A 16,017-nucleotide genomic window follows, 5' to 3' on the forward strand; every position below is an offset into this window, starting at 1 on the left:
CTCCGCTGTGAAATCTCATTACACACCACTACTCGCGCTGCCGCACATAACGCCCCGGCGCCGGCTCGATGACCGGGAATTCGGCCGAGCCAGGTTTGGCGCGCGGCTTCACTTTCTTGCCGCCGTACTGATCGAGCCAGTTGGTCCATTCGGGCCACCAGCTGCCGGGTACCTCGGCGGCCTGACCCAGCCACTCGTCCGGGCTTTCAGGCAGCGTCCTGGCGTCGCCTTCCAGCACCCAGTAATTGCGTTTTTTCTTCGCCGGCGGATTGATCACGCCCGCGATATGGCCGGACGCGCCGAGCACGAACTTCAGCGGCCCGGTCAGCAACGGCACTGACGCATACGCAGTTTGCCACGGCACGATATGGTCTTCGCGCGAACCGTAGATGAAAGTCGGCACGTCGATCTTCGACAGGTCGATCGGCTCGCCGCACGTGGTCAACGCACCCGGCTCACGCAGGCGATTCTCGAGATACGTATTGCGCAGATACCAGACGTACATCGGACCCGGCAGACTGGTCGAATCGCTGTTCCAGTACAGCAGATCGAACGGCACCGGCGTGCGCCCTTTGAGGTAGTTGTCGACGACGTAGTTCCACACCAGATCGTTCGGCCGCAGGAACGAGAACGTGTTGGCGAACTCGATGCCGCGCATCAGCCCCGGCGCGCTGCCATTCTTGCCGCCGATGGTCTGCTCGCGCATCTGCACATGCGCTTCGTCGACGAAAATGTCGAGTACGCCCGTGTCCGAGAAGTCGAGCATCGCGGTGAGCAAGGTCATCGACGCAGCCGGATGTTCGCCGCGCGCGGCCGCCACCGCCAGCGCCGTAGCCAGCATCGTACCGCCCACACAAAAACCGAGCGTGTTGATCTGCTCGCGGCCGCTGATATTGCGCACCGTATCGATCGCAGTGAGCACGCCCTCGCCGATGTAATCGTCCCACGTTTTATGCGCAATGGATGCATCCGCGTTGCGCCACGAAATCAGAAACACCTGATGACCCGAATCGAGTCCGTGCGCGACCAGCGAGTTCTCCGGCTGCAGATCGAGAATGTAGAACTTGTTGATGCAAGGCGGCACGATCAACAGTGGCCGTTCGCGCACGGTGGCCGTACGCGGCTTGTACTGGATCAACTGGATCAGGTCGCTTTCGAACACCACCGAGCCTTCGGTGTTCGCTAGATTCTCGCCGACCACGAAACGCGATTCGTCAGTCTGCGAAATTTTGCCGCGCTGCAAGTCGCTGAGCAGGTTCATCACGCCCTGCCGCAAGCTCTCGCCCTGACTATCGAGCAAGGTTTTTTGCGCTTCGGGATTCAAGGCGAAGAAATTGCTCGGCGACGCCGCCGCGGTCCACTGCTGCACCGCAAAGCGAATGCGCTCGCGCACCTTCGGTTCGGTTTCGAGCGCGTCGACCATTTCCTGCAGATAGCGCGCGTTCAACAGATACCATGCGGCGGTGAACGCGTAGGCCGGCGTCGAACTCCACGCGTCGGAACTGAAGCGGCGGTCGTTGAGTTCGGGGATCTTCGTCGTGGAAGCGGCTGCCTGCTGGATCAACTCCATCGCCTCGCGGGAATAATCGGCTTGCAGCTTTTGCAGACGCTCCGATGGGATCGCCGCGCTTGGGACATTGAGCCCGGCGAATGACGGCAGCGGCGGCATCGACGACATGGATGCCGCGGCCGCCTTGCTGAAGTCCGGCATGCCGGGAAACGATGGCATCTGCGGTATCTGCATCGACATTTGCGGCATTGAGAAAGGCGCGCCATTGCCGCCGGGCGGTGCGCCGAGCGAACGCCATGCGTTCATCCAGGCGTCGAATAACTGCTGCATGCCGGCGGCTGAAGGTGCGCCGCTCGTACCGGCCTGCTGCGTATGCTCCGTCGAGGAGTCCGTGCTAGGGGAAGCTGAGGAATGTGATGCTGCCATACCTGCTTTTGACCGATAAGTCCTTGCGGACGGGTTGAGAGGCAGGTTTTGCGCACGTGGGCGATTGCTCGCGACCTCGTCACGCCCTGTCCCTTGTACGAGGAGCTAGGAGGAACATTCTTGCTCCCCATCGCAAGGCATGTCAATGCTTGTTCCCGATTTTGCCGCAGTGCGATACTTTTTTAATTATCGTTTTCCCTGTGTAGCAGATCGCGCTTTCGGCACGCGCCTCGAAAAACAGATTCGCCAAGGAAACAAGCTCCCATACGGCATAGGTTTAAGTGCGTTTATCCGTTCGTGTGCCAATGCTTTTCGCGGCAGATTTACGCATATCCGACGAATTCCGGCAGCGCAGCAAAAAAGCCTGCTGCGCCTCCGAACAAACCCTCATACGCGTCCCCGTAGGCATGCGCTGCGTTCGCTAACGCACACGTGACTGCACTGGAGACTGCCACGCCTGCCAGGCGGTGCACCCGCTAGTCCGCGATCGTCTGCGCCTGATCGTCCAGCCAGATCAGCGCGGCCATGCGGCCTGTTTCGCGATCGCGGCGATAGGAATAGAAACGCTCACGTTGCGTGACCGTACAAAGGTCGCCGCCGACAATCCGGGTTACGCCGAGCCGCTGCAAACGCAAGCGCGCGAGCGCCGCGAGATTGGCCAAATACTTGCCTGCATTTTGCGGATGCGGAACGAACGCATCGGCAGTGGCGTCGCGTTGTGTACCGTCAACACCGTTCATGAAGGCGTCACGCACGTCTGCGCCGACCTCGAAAGCATCGGGTCCAATCGCCGGACCGAGGTAGGCATAGAGCGATGCTGCCTCGACGCCCGCGAGATCGGCGACGCGCTGCGCCGTCTGTTCGACGATGCCTGCCGCGAGGCCTCGCCACCCCGCATGAGCCGCGCCGACCGCGCGGCCCGCTTCATCGCACAACAACACCGGCATGCAATCGGCAACCATCACGACGCATACCGTGCCGGGCCGGTCGGTCACGCTGGCATCGGCCCGCGTCGGCGCGCCGCTCGCGCGAGCTTGCGCGAGTACATCTTCTGCTCGCACAATACCGGCACCGTGAATCTGCTCGAGCCAGGCGGCCTCGCCGACACCCGCCAACGCCAGAAGACGCGCGCGGTTGGTTGCGACCGCGGCCGGATCGTCGCCGGCCTTCATGCCGAGGTTCAAACCGCCGGGCTGATCCACGCCGTCAACCCAACGGCCGAACGGCGGCTGGCTCATGCCGCCATTGCGCGTCGTGACGAGCGCGCGCACGCGCGGCGATACATTCCATGCGGGTTGCACAACATCGGCAAACGTCAGCTCGGGCAAGCTCATGCGTGGTCGTCCCCGTCGTGTTCATCGGCTTCGTCGTCGTGGCCGGGTGCATCGCCTTCTTCAGCGTCTTCGTCAAGCGACACGACGTAGTCTTCGTCCTCATAGTACGTCTCGTCGAACTCGCCGGCGTCGTCGCGTCCCAAACCGAGCGCGGCCGACAGCACCGCCATGTCTTCCGGCACATCCGCGCGCCATTGCATCGTCCGGCCGGTTTGGGGATGGATCAGGCCGAGGCGCCACGCATGCAGCGCCTGGCGCGCGAAGCCGTCGGGCAGCGGCGTGACCGAGCGCTTGCCGCGCGCGCGTCCATACACCGGGTCGCCGAGCAGCGGATGGCCGATGTGCGCGCAATGCACACGAATCTGATGGGTGCGGCCGGTTTCCAGGTCGCAATGAATCGCGGTGACCGGCTGACGCTGCCAGATCGCAGTATCGACGCGCCGGAAATGCGTGCGCGCGGGCTTGCCCGATGCGCTCGTGACCACCGCCATGCGCGTGCGTTCGCGCGGGTCGCGGCCGATCGGCGCGTCGATCGTGCCCTCTTCAGGCATGTTGCCCCACACCAGCGCGAGATAACGGCGCTTGACCGTACGCGCCTGCAGTTGACGGACCAGATCGGTCTGCGCCTCGAGTGTGCGCGCGACCACCATCAAGCCGGAGGTTTCCTTGTCGAGCCGGTGCACGATGCCGGCGCGCGGCAGGCCTGCGGCGGCGTCGCCATAGCGGTACAGCAGACCGTTCAGCACAGTGCCGCTCCAGTTGCCGGCGGCCGGATGCACGACCATGCCAGCCGGCTTGTTGATGACCACCAGCGTGTCGTCCTCATAGACGATCTCGAGCGGCACCGGCTCGGGCGTGAACGCGAGTTGTTCAGGCAGCAGATCTGGCACGAGCTCGATGGTCGCGCCGAGCGGCACCGGTTGACGGATCTTCGCCGGCTTGCCGTCGATGCGCACACGCTCGGCCTCGATCCAGCTTTGCAGCCGGTTGCGCGAGAACTCGGGAAACACTCGGGCGAGCACCTTGTCGAGGCGTTCGCCGGCCAGTTCGTCGGGCACGGTGACGCTGCGCGGCGATTCGTCCGCCACGCGGCTGGCCACGGTCGGCACCAAGCCTGGCGCGCCGGCGGCGGCGAGCGCGTCGCTGCCGAGATCGTCGTCGAGCGAATCGACGCCCAACGCGTCGGAGGGGTCAGCGCTTACGCTATAATCTTCGTTGCTATTCCCGGCACCGGTAGCGGTACCTGGAGTATTTGAGCGGGTCATTGAGTCTGGGTCACCTGGACGTAAAGCTAGACTGGAAAATGCGAGCCTTGAACACCATCACTAAAGCGGCGATCAATTTGGCGGCCATCAAGAAGGCGGCCCGGAAAGTGGCCGGATACATTGCGTGTGCCGCAGCCGTCGCCATTGTTGCGGCTTGTCACGGCCTGCCGGAAAAGACCGACGAAACGGCTACGTGGAACAACAACAAATTATATACGGAGGCGAACGACGCTCTGTCCGGTGGTGACTTCGGCAAGTGCGCCAAGTATTTCGAGATGCTGGAGGGCCGCGATCCGTTCGGTCACTTCGCACAGCAAGCGCAGATCAACGTCGCGTATTGCAACTGGAAAGACAACGAAAACGCCGCCGCGGACCAGGCGATCGACCGCTTCATCCAGCTGCACCCGGATCACCCGGACATCGCCTACGCGTACTACCTGAAGGGCATGATCCACTTCAATGACGACCTCGGTCTGTTCGGCCGCTTCTCCGGCCAGGACATGAGCGAGCGCGATCCGAAGTCGCTGCGCGAGTCGTATGACGCGTTCAAGGTCGTGGTCGACCGGTATCCGAACAGCAAGTACGCGCCGGACGCCGCGCAACGCATGCGTTACATCGTGAACGCGCTGGCGTCGCACGAAGTCCACGCGGCGGACTACTACTACCGCCGTGGCGCCTATGTCGCCGCGATCAACCGCGCGCAACTGGCATTGAAGGAATACAAGAACGCACCGGCGATCGAAGACGCACTGCACATCATGATGCTGTCGTACGAGAAGCTGAATCAGCCGCAACTGGCTGACGACACCAAGCGCGTGCTGGCCGGCACCTTCCCCGACAGCCCGTATATCACTGGGCATGCAAGGCCGGGTAAGGAAAAGTCGTGGTGGCAGTTCTAAGTCACGCAACGCTCTGAAAACAAAAACGCCACGACTTCGGTCGTGGCGTTTCTGTTTGTGCAGACTGAGTGTGCAGATAGCGCTTTGGCTTGAAGCCCCTCGCTTCAAGCCCGCTCGAACAATGCAATCGACTCCACATGCGACGTGTGCGGGAACATGTTCACCACGCCCGCCCCCACCAGCCGATAGCCTGCCTCGTGAACCAGCAGACCGGCATCGCGTGCGAGCGTCGCCGGATTGCACGACACGTAGACGATCCGCGTGGGCAGCGGTCCATTGCCGCTCTGCGCGATCTCGGCCAGCGCCTTCGCCACCGCCAGCGCGCCTTCGCGCGGCGGGTCGACGAGGAATTTGTCGAAGTGGCCGAGCGCGCGCATGTCGTCGGCGGTGACTTCGAACAGATTGCGGCACGCAAACGACGTGTGCCCCGCGACGCCGTTCAGCTCAGCATTGGCCAGTGCGCGCGAGGTCAGCACGTCGCTGCCTTCAATGCCAACCACTTCCTTCGAAATTCGCGCGAGGGGCAGCGTGAAGTTACCGATCCCGCAGAACAGGTCGAGCACGCGATCCGTACGCGCCGGCGCCAGCAGACGCAGCGCGCGGCTCACCAGCACGCGGTTGATCTGGTGGTTCACCTGGGTGAAATCGGTCGGCTTGAACGGCATCCGAATGTTGTATTCCGGCAGCGTGTAGTCGAGCTGCACGTCGAGCGGATAGAACGGCGTAACCGTATCCGGGCCGCCCGGCTGCAACCAGAACTGCACCTTGTGCTCGTCGGCGAACTCGCGCAGCACCTGTTCGTCGGCTTCCGTGATCGGTTCCAGATTGCGCACCACCAGCGCCGTGACCGACGAGCCGACCGCGAGTTCGAGCTGCGGCATGCGATCGTAGATCGACAGCTTTCGGACCATGAAGCGCAACGGCATCAGCATTGCCGACACATGCGGCGGCAACACCTCGCAGGTCTTCATATCGGCGATGTAGCTGCTTTTCTTCTCGTGAAAACCAATGCGCATGCCACCTTTTTCCGGCAGGTAGCGCACCGCCAGACGCGCGCGATACCGGTATCCCCACGCCGGCCCGTGAATCGGCCGGAACACGGTCTCCGGACGTAGCTTCGCAAGATGTTGGAGATTGTCTTCGAGTACGCGCTGCTTGACCGCCACCTGTGCGCGGATGTCGAGATGCTGCATTGAACAGCCGCCACAGATGCTGAAGTACGTGCATTTGGGCGTGGTGCGGATCACGCTTTCGCGCAGCACCTCGACGACCTCAGCCTGCTCGAATTTCGGCTTGCTGCGGTGAGTCGAGTAGCTGACGCGCTCACCGGGCAATGCGCCTTCGACGAAAATAACCTTGCCCGGCGTGCCGTCTTCGCTCTCGATACGGCCGACGCCGCGCGCTTCCATATCGAGCGAGACAATTTCGATGATCGGCTCATGGCCGGTAACAACGGGTGCTCGCACCGGAGCGGGCGCCTTCTGGCGCTTCGGCGAGCGACGATGGGGGGCAGTTCGGGACACCTGCAACTTCCTGACAAACTTGGGGGAAAGGCGAGATTGTAGACGAACCTCCGCTCTTGCCAACGATTTGGCGCGGCCGCAATCGCCAAAGCGTGTGCTGAGCGCCTCGCTCCCAGTTAGCGTACGGCGAACCGCTTCGCCGTAACCCTAGTTATCGAACGCGGCCAGATACTCGGCCCATTGTGGCGCCGCTTCCAGCGCAAGCGCGTTTTTAACCAGCATGATCTCGTCAGCATACTCTTCGGCGGAAAACGCGCCGCGGATCAACTGGAAGCGGCAATACAGCAGATACGTATTGACGACGTCGGTCTCGCAATAATTACGGATTTCCTCGATGCGGCCTTCCTGATACGCGTGCCACACCTGGCTGCCGTCCATGCCCATCTTGCCGGGAAAGCCGCACATCTTGGCGAGCGCGTCGAGCGGCGCATTGGCGCGCGCCTGATACATCGCCAGTACGTCCATCAGATCCGTGTGACGCGCGTGGTAGCGGCTGATGTAGTTGTTCCACTTGAACTCGCGATCGTCCTCACCGAGATCCCAGAAACGGGAGGCCGGAATGCCGTTGACCAGCGCACGGTAATTCAGCACCGGCAAGTCGAAACCGCCGCCGTTCCACGACACCAGTTGCGGCGTGTACTTCTCGATCACGCGATAAAACGACTGCACCAGCGCGGCCTCACCGTCTTCCAGCGTGCCGAGCGAGCGCACCCGGAAACCGTTGTTGTCGCGAAATACGCAGGAAATCGCCGCGATCCGTTGCAGGTGGTGCGGCAGGAAATCGCTGCCGGTCTTCTCGCGGCGCGCGGCAAACGCGTGCTCGGCGACTTCGGCGTCGCTCAGCGTGGCGGGCAAATCTTCGAGGCGGCGAATGCCGGCGACATCGGGAATCGTCTCGATGTCGAAAACCAGGATCGGTGTCATTGAATTAGAGAACGGCGTCCTTGCGCACACCGTTAGAGGCGAAGAAGCGCTTCAACCGCACCAGCGCTTCCTGCTGGATCTGGCGCACACGCTCGCGCGTGAGGCCCATTTCATCGGCCAGCTCTTCGAGCGTGGCCGGCTCGATATGGTTCAACCCGAACCGGCGCTCGATCACATGACGATGCTTATCCGACAGCCGCGCGAGCCAGGCGCGCGTCAGCGTTTCCAGCTCGCGGTGCTGCACCTCGGCATCCGGCGACTGGCTCTGATCGTCGGACAGCAGATCGAGCAGGCTGCTCGCCGGGTCCAGGTCGAGCGGCGCGTCGAGCGATGCGGTGTGCTCGTTCAGCGCGAGGATGTCGGTCACTTCGTCGGTGGTCTTGCCGGTCAGATAGGCAATGTCGTCGATGCTGGCGTCCCGGCGCTCGGCCGCTTCGCCCGAATTCATCGAATTTTTTTCCAGGTGGCGCTTGGCGCGCAGCACCTGGTTCAGTTCGCGGATCACATGCACTGGCAGACGCACGGTGCGCGCCTGGTTCATGATCGCGCGCTCGATGCTCTGACGAATCCACCACGTGGCATACGTCGAAAAACGGAAGCCGCGTGTGGGATCGAATTTCTCGATCGCGTGCATCAGGCCGAGGTTGCCCTCTTCAATCAGATCGAGCAGCGGCACGCCGCGATTGAGGTAGCCCTTCGCGATACTGACCACGAGCCGCAAATTACGCTCGATCATCACCTGCCTCGCCTCGAACTCGCCCGCCTTGGCGAGGCGCGAATACTTCTGCTCTTCTTCGACAGTCAGAAGCGGCTTGACGCTGATGCGGTTCAGGTAGTGCTGAATCGTATCGGCCGTCAACTCGGCTTGCAACAGCGCGCGGAAATCGTCCGCGTCCGGCACGGCTTCGCCCACGCTTTCGCGCGTGTCACCGGCTTCTTCCGCACTGCCCTGGCGTTCGTCGAGATCGCGCTCTTCCACGATCTCTTCTTCGACTTCCGAAGCGCCGCCTTCCTCCACCAACGCGGACGTGGCACGGCTGATCGTCTCAGACTCGGCTTGCTGCGGACGGCGCTTCGATTTCGGCATGGTCGTATCGCTTATTGCGGCGGCAAGTACTTCAGTGGGTCGACAGGTTTACCCTGCCGGCGAACTTCGAAATGCAACATCACGCGGTCGGCATCGCTATTGCCCATCTCAGCGATCTTCTGCCCTTTGGTCACCGCATCCCCCTCTTTTACCATCAAAGCACGGTTGTGTGCATACGCGGTGAGATAAGTTGCGTCATGTTTGATGATAATGAGATTGCCGTAACCACGCAGCCCATTTCCGGCATAAACCACGCGGCCATCCGCCGAAGCCTTGACCGTGTCGCCCGACGCGCCGCCGATATTGACGCCCTTGTTGGTCGAGTCGTTGAAGGTGCCGAGCAACGGACCACGCACCGGCCAGGCGAACGCGACGTTGCCGGACGCGCCGGCCGTCGAGTCGCTCGCGGCGCCTGCGTTGGCCGGCGGCGTCAGCGAAGCGGTATTCGAACCTGAACCATATATAGGCGGCGCTGCTGCGACGCCTGCCGCTGCGCCCGTCGACGGCGCCGCGCTGTTGAGCGGCGCACTCTGCACCGCGCCGCCGCCGATCGGCGCGGTCGCGACGCCCGGCGTCAGTGCGGCAGTGTTAGCGCCCGGCGGCACCACGCGCAGCAACTGATCGACTTCGATCTGGTTCGGGTTGGTGAGATTGTTCCACGCCGAAATATCGCGGTAGTTCTGGCCGTTCTCGAGCGCAATCCGATACAGCGTATCGCCCGGCTTCACACGGTAGTAACCGGGCGGCGGCGGTCCAAGCGGCACGGCCGGCTGCTGCGCCGCTTGCGTGCTGAGCGTGCCGCCACCAGAGCGATCGACGACGGGTGCCTGATCGAGCCGGGAAGCACAGGCCGTCATCAACAGGGACAAGGCGAGCACGCACACGCTACGCTGGGTTACGGTCATAGGGGCATTCATTCTGGCTCTTTGCATCGCGCGCAACATACTCATCGGTGTCAAATCACTCCGGATTTTAAGGGTACAAAGAAAACGCGATCAAGCCGCGACTCGCGCCATTGCGCGGGTCCGAGGCGCTCGACCAGAGTCAGCACCTGGTTCTGGCCGTCCTGCGAGCCGACCGGCGCGACCAGACGGCCGCCGATCGCGAGTTGTTCAAGTAATGCTTGCGGTACGTCGAGCCCGGCCGCGGCGATCACGATCGCATCGAACGGCGCCGCCGACGGCAGCCCAAGGCGACCATCGCCATAGTGCAGCCGGATGTTCGGAATACGCAGCGGACGCAAGTTCGTCTTCGCGCGTTCGGACAGCGGTTTGATGCGTTCGATCGAATAGACGTCCCGTGCGACCTGGCTCAGCACCGCCGCCTGATAACCGCAACCGGTGCCGATTTCGAGCACGTTGTTCAGCGCGCGACCCGCCGCGGCCAGCTCGATCATCCGGGCCACTACCGAAGGCTTGGAAATCGTCTGGTGATGACCGATCGGCAACGCGGCATCTTCATAGGCCTGGGCCGCGAGGCCCGGGTCGACGAACATGTGGCGCGGCACCACCGACATCGCATTCAACACGCGCTGATCGGTCACGCCATTCGCTCGCAGGCGTTCGACCATCCGTTCGCGAACCCGTTCCGAAGTCAGCGCCAACGCGCCGTTCAAAGCGACGTTCGGTGCGGCAGCGCGCTCGCTGGATCTGGCAACGGGCTTGCCCGGCGACGCCGATTTGGGCGCGGCGCGCGCAGTCAATGTCGGCGCGGCGGTTTTCGCCTGGGGTTTGGGTTGTGGCTGGGCCTGGGGTTTGGGTTGTGGCTGGGCCTGGGGTTTGGGTTGTGGCTGGGCCTGGGGCTTAACTTGGGTCGTTAGCTGGGCTGCTGCCGGGGTTTTTACCTGGGGCTTCGCTTGCGGCTGAGCCTGCGCTCTAGTCTGCAGCTTCGCCTGAGGTTTTGTTTGAGGCTTGACCACGGAGCCGGACGGCGAGCTCTTCGCCGGTTGCTGGCGTGCATTCAGCGCCGCGCTCGCGGCGAGTGCCGCCGCGCGCACGTCGCCCGGACGCCCTTCGGGCCGGCGCGGTTCGCGCACCAGGTCCTCGAGGCCGAGCGGAAAGCGCTTTGCGCGCTCGCCAGTCATGAAGCGTCGCTGCCGGCACGCGCCCAATCGCGCGCAGCGGGCAGCATTTGCGTGTGGGTCAGGTCGAGCTGCAACGGCGTGATCGACACATGGCCGTTGGCGACGGCGTGAAAATCGGTGCCTTCGCTGGCGTCGCGCGCGCTGCCCGAGGGGCCGATCCAGTAGATCGGTTCGCCGCGCGGGTTGGTCTGGCGGATCACCGGCTGCGAAGGATGGCGCTTGCCCAGGCGCGTGATCTGCCAGCCGCCGAGCTGCTCGTATGGCAGGTTCGGAATATTGACGTTCAGCAACGGATGCCCCGGCAGCGGATGGTCGAGGTAATGCGCAACGATTTCCGCCGCAACGCGAGCCGCATCTTCGAGATGCACCCAGTCCTTGTCGACCAGCGAGAACGCGATGGCGGGCACGCCAAACATGATGCCTTCGGTGGCGGCGGCCACGGTGCCCGAATAGAGCGTGTCCTCGCCCATGTTCTGGCCGTTGTTGATGCCCGATACGACGAGGTCCGGCGTGTGGTCCAGCATGCCGGTCAGCGCGATGTGCACCGAATCGGTGGGCGTGCCGTTCACATAATAGAAACCGTTCGCCGAGCGCAGCACCGAGAGCGGCCGCGACAGCGTCAATGAATTCGACGCGCCGCTGCAGTTCTGCTCGGGGGCCATCACGGTGACGTCCGCGATCGGCTTGAGCGCTTCGTAAAGCGCGGCAAGACCAGGCGCCAGATAACCGTCGTCATTGCTGATTAGGATTCGCATGCGGCGATTGTAACCGAGGAAAGAAGACGCGCGAACGACACGGCGGGTGGCGCGTGCGGCGCACACGTCGAGCACCCGGCGGGTCAGTATCGGAGACGCAAGAAACAATAAAAACGCACGGTCGTGCGACTTGCTTTACACTCAGAATATTTGCGACGCCCCGAGGGAAGTCCCCTTGGGAGACCCTGATCGATATGGAGACACGATGCGCGCGATTCGCTGCAATCAGTACGGGCCACCGGAGAGCCTGGTCGTCGAAAATCTGCCGGACCTCGAGCCGCCGCCCGGTCACGTCGTGATCGACGTCAAAGCCGCGGCCGTCAATTTTCCCGATGTGTTGATCATCGAGAACAAATACCAGTTCAAACCACCCCTGCCCTTTACGCCTGGCTCCGAAGTCGCGGGCGTCGTGCGCGCGGTCGGCGCGGATGTCACCCAGTTCAAGCCGGGTTCGCGCGTGGTCGCGTTCACCGGCTCGGGCGGGTTTGCCGAGCAGGCGGTGGCGCCCGCTGCGGCGTGCGTGCCGCTTGCCGACGGCGTCGAATTCGAACTGGCTGCGGCGTTCACGCTGGCCTATGGCACGTCGCACCATGCGGTGGTCGATCGCGGCGCACTGAAGGCTGGCGACACGATGCTGGTTTTAGGCGCGGCAGGCGGCGTTGGTTTAGCGGCAGTCGAAATCGGCAAGGCGCTCGGCGCGCGCGTGATCGCGGCGGCATCGAGCGACGAAAAACTCGCCATCTGTGTGAAGCACGGCGCCGACGCCACCATCAACTACAGCACCGAAGACCTGCGCGAACGCATCAAGGCGCTCACCGACGGCAAAGGTCCGGACGTGATCTACGACCCGGTTGGCGGCGTGTATGCGGAACCGGCGTTTCGCAGCATCGGCTGGCGTGGGCGCTATCTGGTGGTGGGCTTCGCCAACGGCGAGATTCCGAGGCTGCCGCTCAATCTGACGCTGCTCAAAGGTGCGAGCATCGTCGGCGTGTTCTGGGGCGACTTCGCGAAGCGCGAGCCGCAACACAATCACGCCGCGTTCGAGCAGATGGTCGGCTGGATCGGCGAAGGCAAGCTCAAGCCGTATGTGTCGGCGCGCTATTCGCTCGAAGACACCGGCCGCGCCTTGCGCGATATGGCGGAGCGCCGGGTGATCGGCAAGGTGGTGATTACGCCTTAGCCGCGGCACGCTCACGAAGCGCTTGCGGAAGCGTCAAATGAAAAAGCGCGCGGTTATCGGACCGCGCGCTTTTTTCTGGGCCATAGGCTTGCGTTAGAGCTTCTCCGTCTCACCCGTTTTCGGCTGCCATTTCATCAAACGCCGTTCGCCGATGCCGACGATGCCGTCGAGAATCAGCGCGAACGCGGTCAGCACCAGAATCCCGGCGAACACGGTATTGATATCGAACGTGCCTTCGGCCTGCAAAATCAGATAACCGACGCCGCGCGCCGAGCCGAGGTACTCGCCGACCACCGAGCCGACGAACGCCAGCCCCACCGAGGTATGCAAGCTCGAAAACACCCAGCTCATCGCGCTCGGCAGATACACGAAGCGCAGCAACTGCTTGCGGTTCGCGCCGAGCATGCGCGCGTTGGCGAGCACGACTGGGCTGACTTCCTTCACGCCCTGATAGACATTGAAGAACACAATAAAGAACACCAGCGTGACGCCCAGCGCGACCTTCGACCAGATCCCCAAGCCAAACCACACCCCGAAGATCGGCGCGAGAATCACACGCGGCATCGAGTTGGCAGCCTTGATATACGGGTCGAACAGCGCACTCGCGAGCGGCGACAGCGCGAGCCACAGGCCGACGCCCAGCCCCAGCGCGGTACCGAGCGCAAACGCCAGCACGGTTTCGACCAACGTGATCCACAGATGCAGATAGATCTCGCCGCCCGCGAACCATTCCCAGATTCGCTGCAGTACCTTCTGCGGCTCGCCGAAGAAGAACGCGGCTTTATTCGGATCGTCGAAATAGAACGCCGGCAGCAGCGTCGGACTGGTCAGCACGTACCAGAGCACGAAGCACAGCACGAGCAGCAGCCACTGCCAGATCACCAGGTTCGCCCGGTTCGGGCGCAACGTCTTCCACATGGGTCGATTGCCTTACACGGTTAATGGACTCAACTGCAAGACTCAACTGCAAGACGCAACTGCGGCCACAACCCTGCGGACGCAGTTAGACGGCCGTGAGTTGCTGCTGATAGCCCTTGAGCACTTCATCGCGCAACACGCTCCAGATTTGCGCGTGCAATTCGACGAAACGCGGATGCGCGCGAATTTCGGCGACGTCGCGCGGACGCGGCAAGTCGATCGTGAATTCGCCGATCGGATGCGTGCCCGGCCCGGCAGAGAGCACCACCACGCGATCGGACATCGCAATCGCCTCATCCAGATCGTGCGTGATGAACAGCACCGCTTTGCGTTTGGCCGCCCACAAGTCGAGCAATTCGTTTTCCATCAACTGACGCGTCTGGATATCGAGCGCGGAAAACGGCTCGTCCATCAGGATGATGTCGGGGTCGAGAATCAGCGTCTGCGCCATCGCGACGCGCTTGCGCATACCGCCGGACAGTTGATGCGGATAGCGGTCGCCGAAACCGCCGAGGCCGACACGTTTGAGCCACTCGTCAGCTTTGCCGCGCGCTTCCGCCGGCGGTGCGCCCTGGAATGCGAGGCCGGCCACCACGTTGTCGATCGCCGAGCGCCATGGCATGAGCGCATCGGCCTGGAACATGTAGCCGGCACGCCGGTTGATGCCTTTGAGCGGCTCGCCGAACACGTTGACCGTGCCTGAGGACGGGTCCAGCAAGCCAGCGCCGACATTCAGCAGGGTCGACTTGCCGCAGCCGGTCGGGCCGACGACGGAGACGAATTCGCCCGGCGCGATCCGCAAGGTGGTGTCCTTGACCGCCGTGTAGCGCTGCGCGCGGTTATCGCGCGCGGCAAACGTGCAGGTGATGTTCTCGAGCGCCAGCGCGGCAACGGTCATCGTTCGACTCGCTTCGAAGATCGGTTTCGGTTTGTCTGAGTTTGCCTGTTGTCGTGGCTGCGGTGATCAAGGCGGCGCGGCCGCTCTTGACCCGGCCTTCGACCCGGCAGGCATACACTACGCCTTGACGGTGGCCAGCGCTTTCTTGACGAAGTCGTTGGTCCACGCCTTCGACAGATCGATCGGCTTGCCCTGCACCGCCGGGTCGAATGCCTGCAAAGTTTTCAGCGAGGTAGCCGGGCCGTCGGCGGGCATCAGGCCATCCGGCGACATCGCCTCCTTCACGTGCTGCCATGCGTCCAGATACACCGCGCGGTCGCCGAGCAGATAGCCTTCCGGCACCGTGTTGATCAGCTCGCTGCCGGTGGCCGTTTGCAGCCATTTGAGCGCACGCACCATCGCGTTGGTCAGCGCCTGGGTGGTGTTCGGATTCTTCGTGATGAAGCTCTGCGACGCGTACAGGCACCCTGCCGGCATGTCGCCGCCGAACACGCTGCGCGTATCGGCCAGCGTACGCGTGTCCGACACGATGCGAATGTCGCCGGTCCGCTCGAGCTTGGTCATGACGGGGTCGAGATTGGCGATCGCGTCGATCTGGCCCGACTGCAGTGCGGCGATCGCGCCCGCGCCTGCGCCTACCCCGATGAACGCAACGTCTTTCGCGGTCAGCCCGGCTTTCGCCAGCACAAAGCTCGCCATGATCGCGGTCGACGAACCCGGCGCGGTCACGCCGATTTTCTTGCCCTTCAGATCGGCGATCGACTTGTAGTTCGGCAGCGCCTTCTTCGACACGGCGAGCACGATCTGCGGCGCGCGTCCTTGCAGCACGAATTCGCGGAACAACTGCTTCTGCGCTTGCAGCAGCAAGGTGTGTTCGAACGCACCGGAGACCACATCCGCGCTGCCGCCGACTGCCGCCTTCAGCGCTTGCGAGCCGCCGGCGAAATCGGAGATTTCGACTTCAAGTCCTTCGTCCTTGAAGTAATTGCGGCGCTCGGCAATGGTGAGCGGCAAGTAATAGAACAGATTCTTGCCGCCGACGGCGATCGCCACCTTCGCGGTTTCGGGTTTGCCCTGCGCGAAAGCGAGCGGGCTAGCGGTGAAAGTGGCGCCCGCGAGCGCTGCAGTTCCAGCAAGGAAGGTTCTGCGTTGCATGGTCCGTAGTCTCCGACTTTTGTTGTCCGGCTTTTTTGTCTTTTGCCGCGGCGCTCGTGG

At 63.1% G+C, this 16,017-nt stretch carries 14 protein-coding genes; 2 read left to right on the top strand and 12 right to left on the bottom strand.

The annotated features are described in order from the left end of the window. Window positions 1–28 precede the first annotated feature (28 nt). From phaC to WN982_RS12220, 3 genes are all read right to left on the bottom strand, one after another. On the bottom strand, window positions 29–1,840 hold the full coding sequence (phaC, locus tag WN982_RS12210; RefSeq protein ID WP_341312263.1) for a class I poly(R)-hydroxyalkanoic acid synthase: 1,812 nt from the start codon (window positions 1,838–1,840) through the stop codon (window positions 29–31). 572 nt (window positions 1,841–2,412) lie between these two features. Beyond that, window positions 2,413–3,270, bottom strand: a complete 858-nt coding sequence (pgeF, locus tag WN982_RS12215; protein WP_341312264.1) for a peptidoglycan editing factor PgeF — start codon at window positions 3,268–3,270, stop codon at window positions 2,413–2,415. Next, window positions 3,267–4,535, bottom strand: a complete 1,269-nt coding sequence (locus WN982_RS12220; protein ID WP_341312265.1) for an RluA family pseudouridine synthase — start codon at window positions 4,533–4,535, stop codon at window positions 3,267–3,269. The genes pgeF and WN982_RS12220 overlap by 4 nt, the downstream gene beginning before the upstream one ends. 38 nt (window positions 4,536–4,573) lie before the next feature. Here WN982_RS12220 and WN982_RS12225 point away from each other — a divergent pair, with 38 nt between their 5' ends. Continuing rightward, a complete protein-coding gene (locus WN982_RS12225) occupies window positions 4,574–5,434 on the top strand; it encodes an outer membrane protein assembly factor BamD (protein ID WP_341312266.1) in 861 nt (286 codons plus the stop codon). 104 nt (window positions 5,435–5,538) lie between these two features. Here the strand turns inward: WN982_RS12225 and rlmD are convergent, their stop codons facing one another. The 6 genes from rlmD to surE form a co-directional block, all read right to left on the bottom strand. Next, window positions 5,539–6,957 carry a 23S rRNA (uracil(1939)-C(5))-methyltransferase RlmD gene (gene rlmD, locus WN982_RS12230; RefSeq protein ID WP_341312267.1) on the bottom strand — a complete coding sequence of 473 codons (1,419 nt, stop codon included), beginning with the start codon at window positions 6,955–6,957 and terminating at the stop codon, window positions 5,539–5,541. A gap of 147 nt (window positions 6,958–7,104) precedes the next feature. After that, window positions 7,105–7,881: a 3'-5' exonuclease gene (locus WN982_RS12235; protein WP_341312268.1), complete on the bottom strand. Its 777-nt coding sequence runs from the start codon at window positions 7,879–7,881 to the stop codon at window positions 7,105–7,107. A 4-nt stretch (window positions 7,882–7,885) separates the two neighbouring features. Continuing rightward, complete coding sequence (gene rpoS, locus WN982_RS12240) at window positions 7,886–8,968, bottom strand: RNA polymerase sigma factor RpoS (RefSeq protein WP_341312269.1); 1,083 nt, start codon at window positions 8,966–8,968, stop codon at window positions 7,886–7,888. 11 nt (window positions 8,969–8,979) lie between these two features. Further along, complete coding sequence (locus WN982_RS12245) at window positions 8,980–9,918, bottom strand: peptidoglycan DD-metalloendopeptidase family protein (RefSeq protein WP_341312270.1); 939 nt, start codon at window positions 9,916–9,918, stop codon at window positions 8,980–8,982. A gap of 5 nt (window positions 9,919–9,923) precedes the next feature. After that, window positions 9,924–11,051 carry a protein-L-isoaspartate(D-aspartate) O-methyltransferase gene (locus WN982_RS12250; RefSeq protein ID WP_341312271.1) on the bottom strand — a complete coding sequence of 376 codons (1,128 nt, stop codon included), beginning with the start codon at window positions 11,049–11,051 and terminating at the stop codon, window positions 9,924–9,926. After that, on the bottom strand, window positions 11,048–11,806 hold the full coding sequence (gene surE / locus WN982_RS12255) for a 5'/3'-nucleotidase SurE (protein WP_341312272.1): 759 nt from the start codon (window positions 11,804–11,806) through the stop codon (window positions 11,048–11,050). The genes WN982_RS12250 and surE overlap by 4 nt, the downstream gene beginning before the upstream one ends. 205 nt (window positions 11,807–12,011) lie before the next feature. Between surE and WN982_RS12260 the strand changes: the two genes are divergently transcribed. Continuing rightward, window positions 12,012–12,986, top strand: coding sequence for an NADPH:quinone oxidoreductase family protein (locus tag WN982_RS12260; RefSeq protein ID WP_341312273.1), 975 nt, complete (start codon window positions 12,012–12,014; stop codon window positions 12,984–12,986). A gap of 93 nt (window positions 12,987–13,079) precedes the next feature. Here WN982_RS12260 and WN982_RS12265 read toward each other — a convergent pair whose 3' ends face one another. The 3 genes from WN982_RS12265 to WN982_RS12275 form a co-directional block, all read right to left on the bottom strand. Continuing rightward, window positions 13,080–13,904: an ABC transporter permease gene (locus WN982_RS12265; RefSeq protein WP_341312274.1), complete on the bottom strand. Its 825-nt coding sequence runs from the start codon at window positions 13,902–13,904 to the stop codon at window positions 13,080–13,082. A gap of 85 nt (window positions 13,905–13,989) precedes the next feature. Beyond that, complete coding sequence (locus tag WN982_RS12270) at window positions 13,990–14,802, bottom strand: ABC transporter ATP-binding protein (RefSeq protein ID WP_341312275.1); 813 nt, start codon at window positions 14,800–14,802, stop codon at window positions 13,990–13,992. Window positions 14,803–14,919: 117 nt separating this feature from the next. Continuing rightward, window positions 14,920–15,957 (bottom strand): ABC transporter substrate-binding protein, encoded by a 1,038-nt coding sequence (locus WN982_RS12275; protein ID WP_341312276.1) that lies wholly within the window; start codon window positions 15,955–15,957, stop codon window positions 14,920–14,922. Window positions 15,958–16,017 lie beyond the last annotated feature (60 nt).

The sequence above is a fragment of the Paraburkholderia sp. IMGN_8 genome (assembly GCF_038050405.1).
Taxonomy (GTDB): domain Bacteria; phylum Pseudomonadota; class Gammaproteobacteria; order Burkholderiales; family Burkholderiaceae; genus Paraburkholderia.

What these genes read in the sequence shown, in the direction of transcription:
- WN982_RS12220 (WP_341312265.1), bottom strand. Translation starts at nt 4,535, where the DNA reads ATGACCCGCTCAAATACTCCAGGTACCGCTACCGGTGCCGGGAATAGC.
- WN982_RS12275 (WP_341312276.1), bottom strand. Translation starts at nt 15,957, where the DNA reads ATGCAACGCAGAACCTTCCTTGCTGGAACTGCAGCGCTCGCGGGCGCC.
- surE (WP_341312272.1), bottom strand. Translation starts at nt 11,806, where the DNA reads ATGCGAATCCTAATCAGCAATGACGACGGTTATCTGGCGCCTGGTCTT.
- rpoS (WP_341312269.1), bottom strand. Translation starts at nt 8,968, where the DNA reads ATGCCGAAATCGAAGCGCCGTCCGCAGCAAGCCGAGTCTGAGACGATC.
- WN982_RS12225 (WP_341312266.1), top strand. Translation starts at nt 4,574, where the DNA reads ATGCGAGCCTTGAACACCATCACTAAAGCGGCGATCAATTTGGCGGCC.
- pgeF (WP_341312264.1), bottom strand. Translation starts at nt 3,270, where the DNA reads ATGAGCTTGCCCGAGCTGACGTTTGCCGATGTTGTGCAACCCGCATGG.
- WN982_RS12235 (WP_341312268.1), bottom strand. Translation starts at nt 7,881, where the DNA reads ATGACACCGATCCTGGTTTTCGACATCGAGACGATTCCCGATGTCGCC.
- WN982_RS12270 (WP_341312275.1), bottom strand. Translation starts at nt 14,802, where the DNA reads ATGACCGTTGCCGCGCTGGCGCTCGAGAACATCACCTGCACGTTTGCC.
- WN982_RS12250 (WP_341312271.1), bottom strand. Translation starts at nt 11,051, where the DNA reads ATGACTGGCGAGCGCGCAAAGCGCTTTCCGCTCGGCCTCGAGGACCTG.
- phaC (WP_341312263.1), bottom strand. Translation starts at nt 1,840, where the DNA reads ATGCAGCAGTTATTCGACGCCTGGATGAACGCATGGCGTTCGCTCGGC.
- WN982_RS12245 (WP_341312270.1), bottom strand. Translation starts at nt 9,918, where the DNA reads ATGAGTATGTTGCGCGCGATGCAAAGAGCCAGAATGAATGCCCCTATG.
- WN982_RS12260 (WP_341312273.1), top strand. Translation starts at nt 12,012, where the DNA reads ATGCGCGCGATTCGCTGCAATCAGTACGGGCCACCGGAGAGCCTGGTC.
- WN982_RS12265 (WP_341312274.1), bottom strand. Translation starts at nt 13,904, where the DNA reads ATGTGGAAGACGTTGCGCCCGAACCGGGCGAACCTGGTGATCTGGCAG.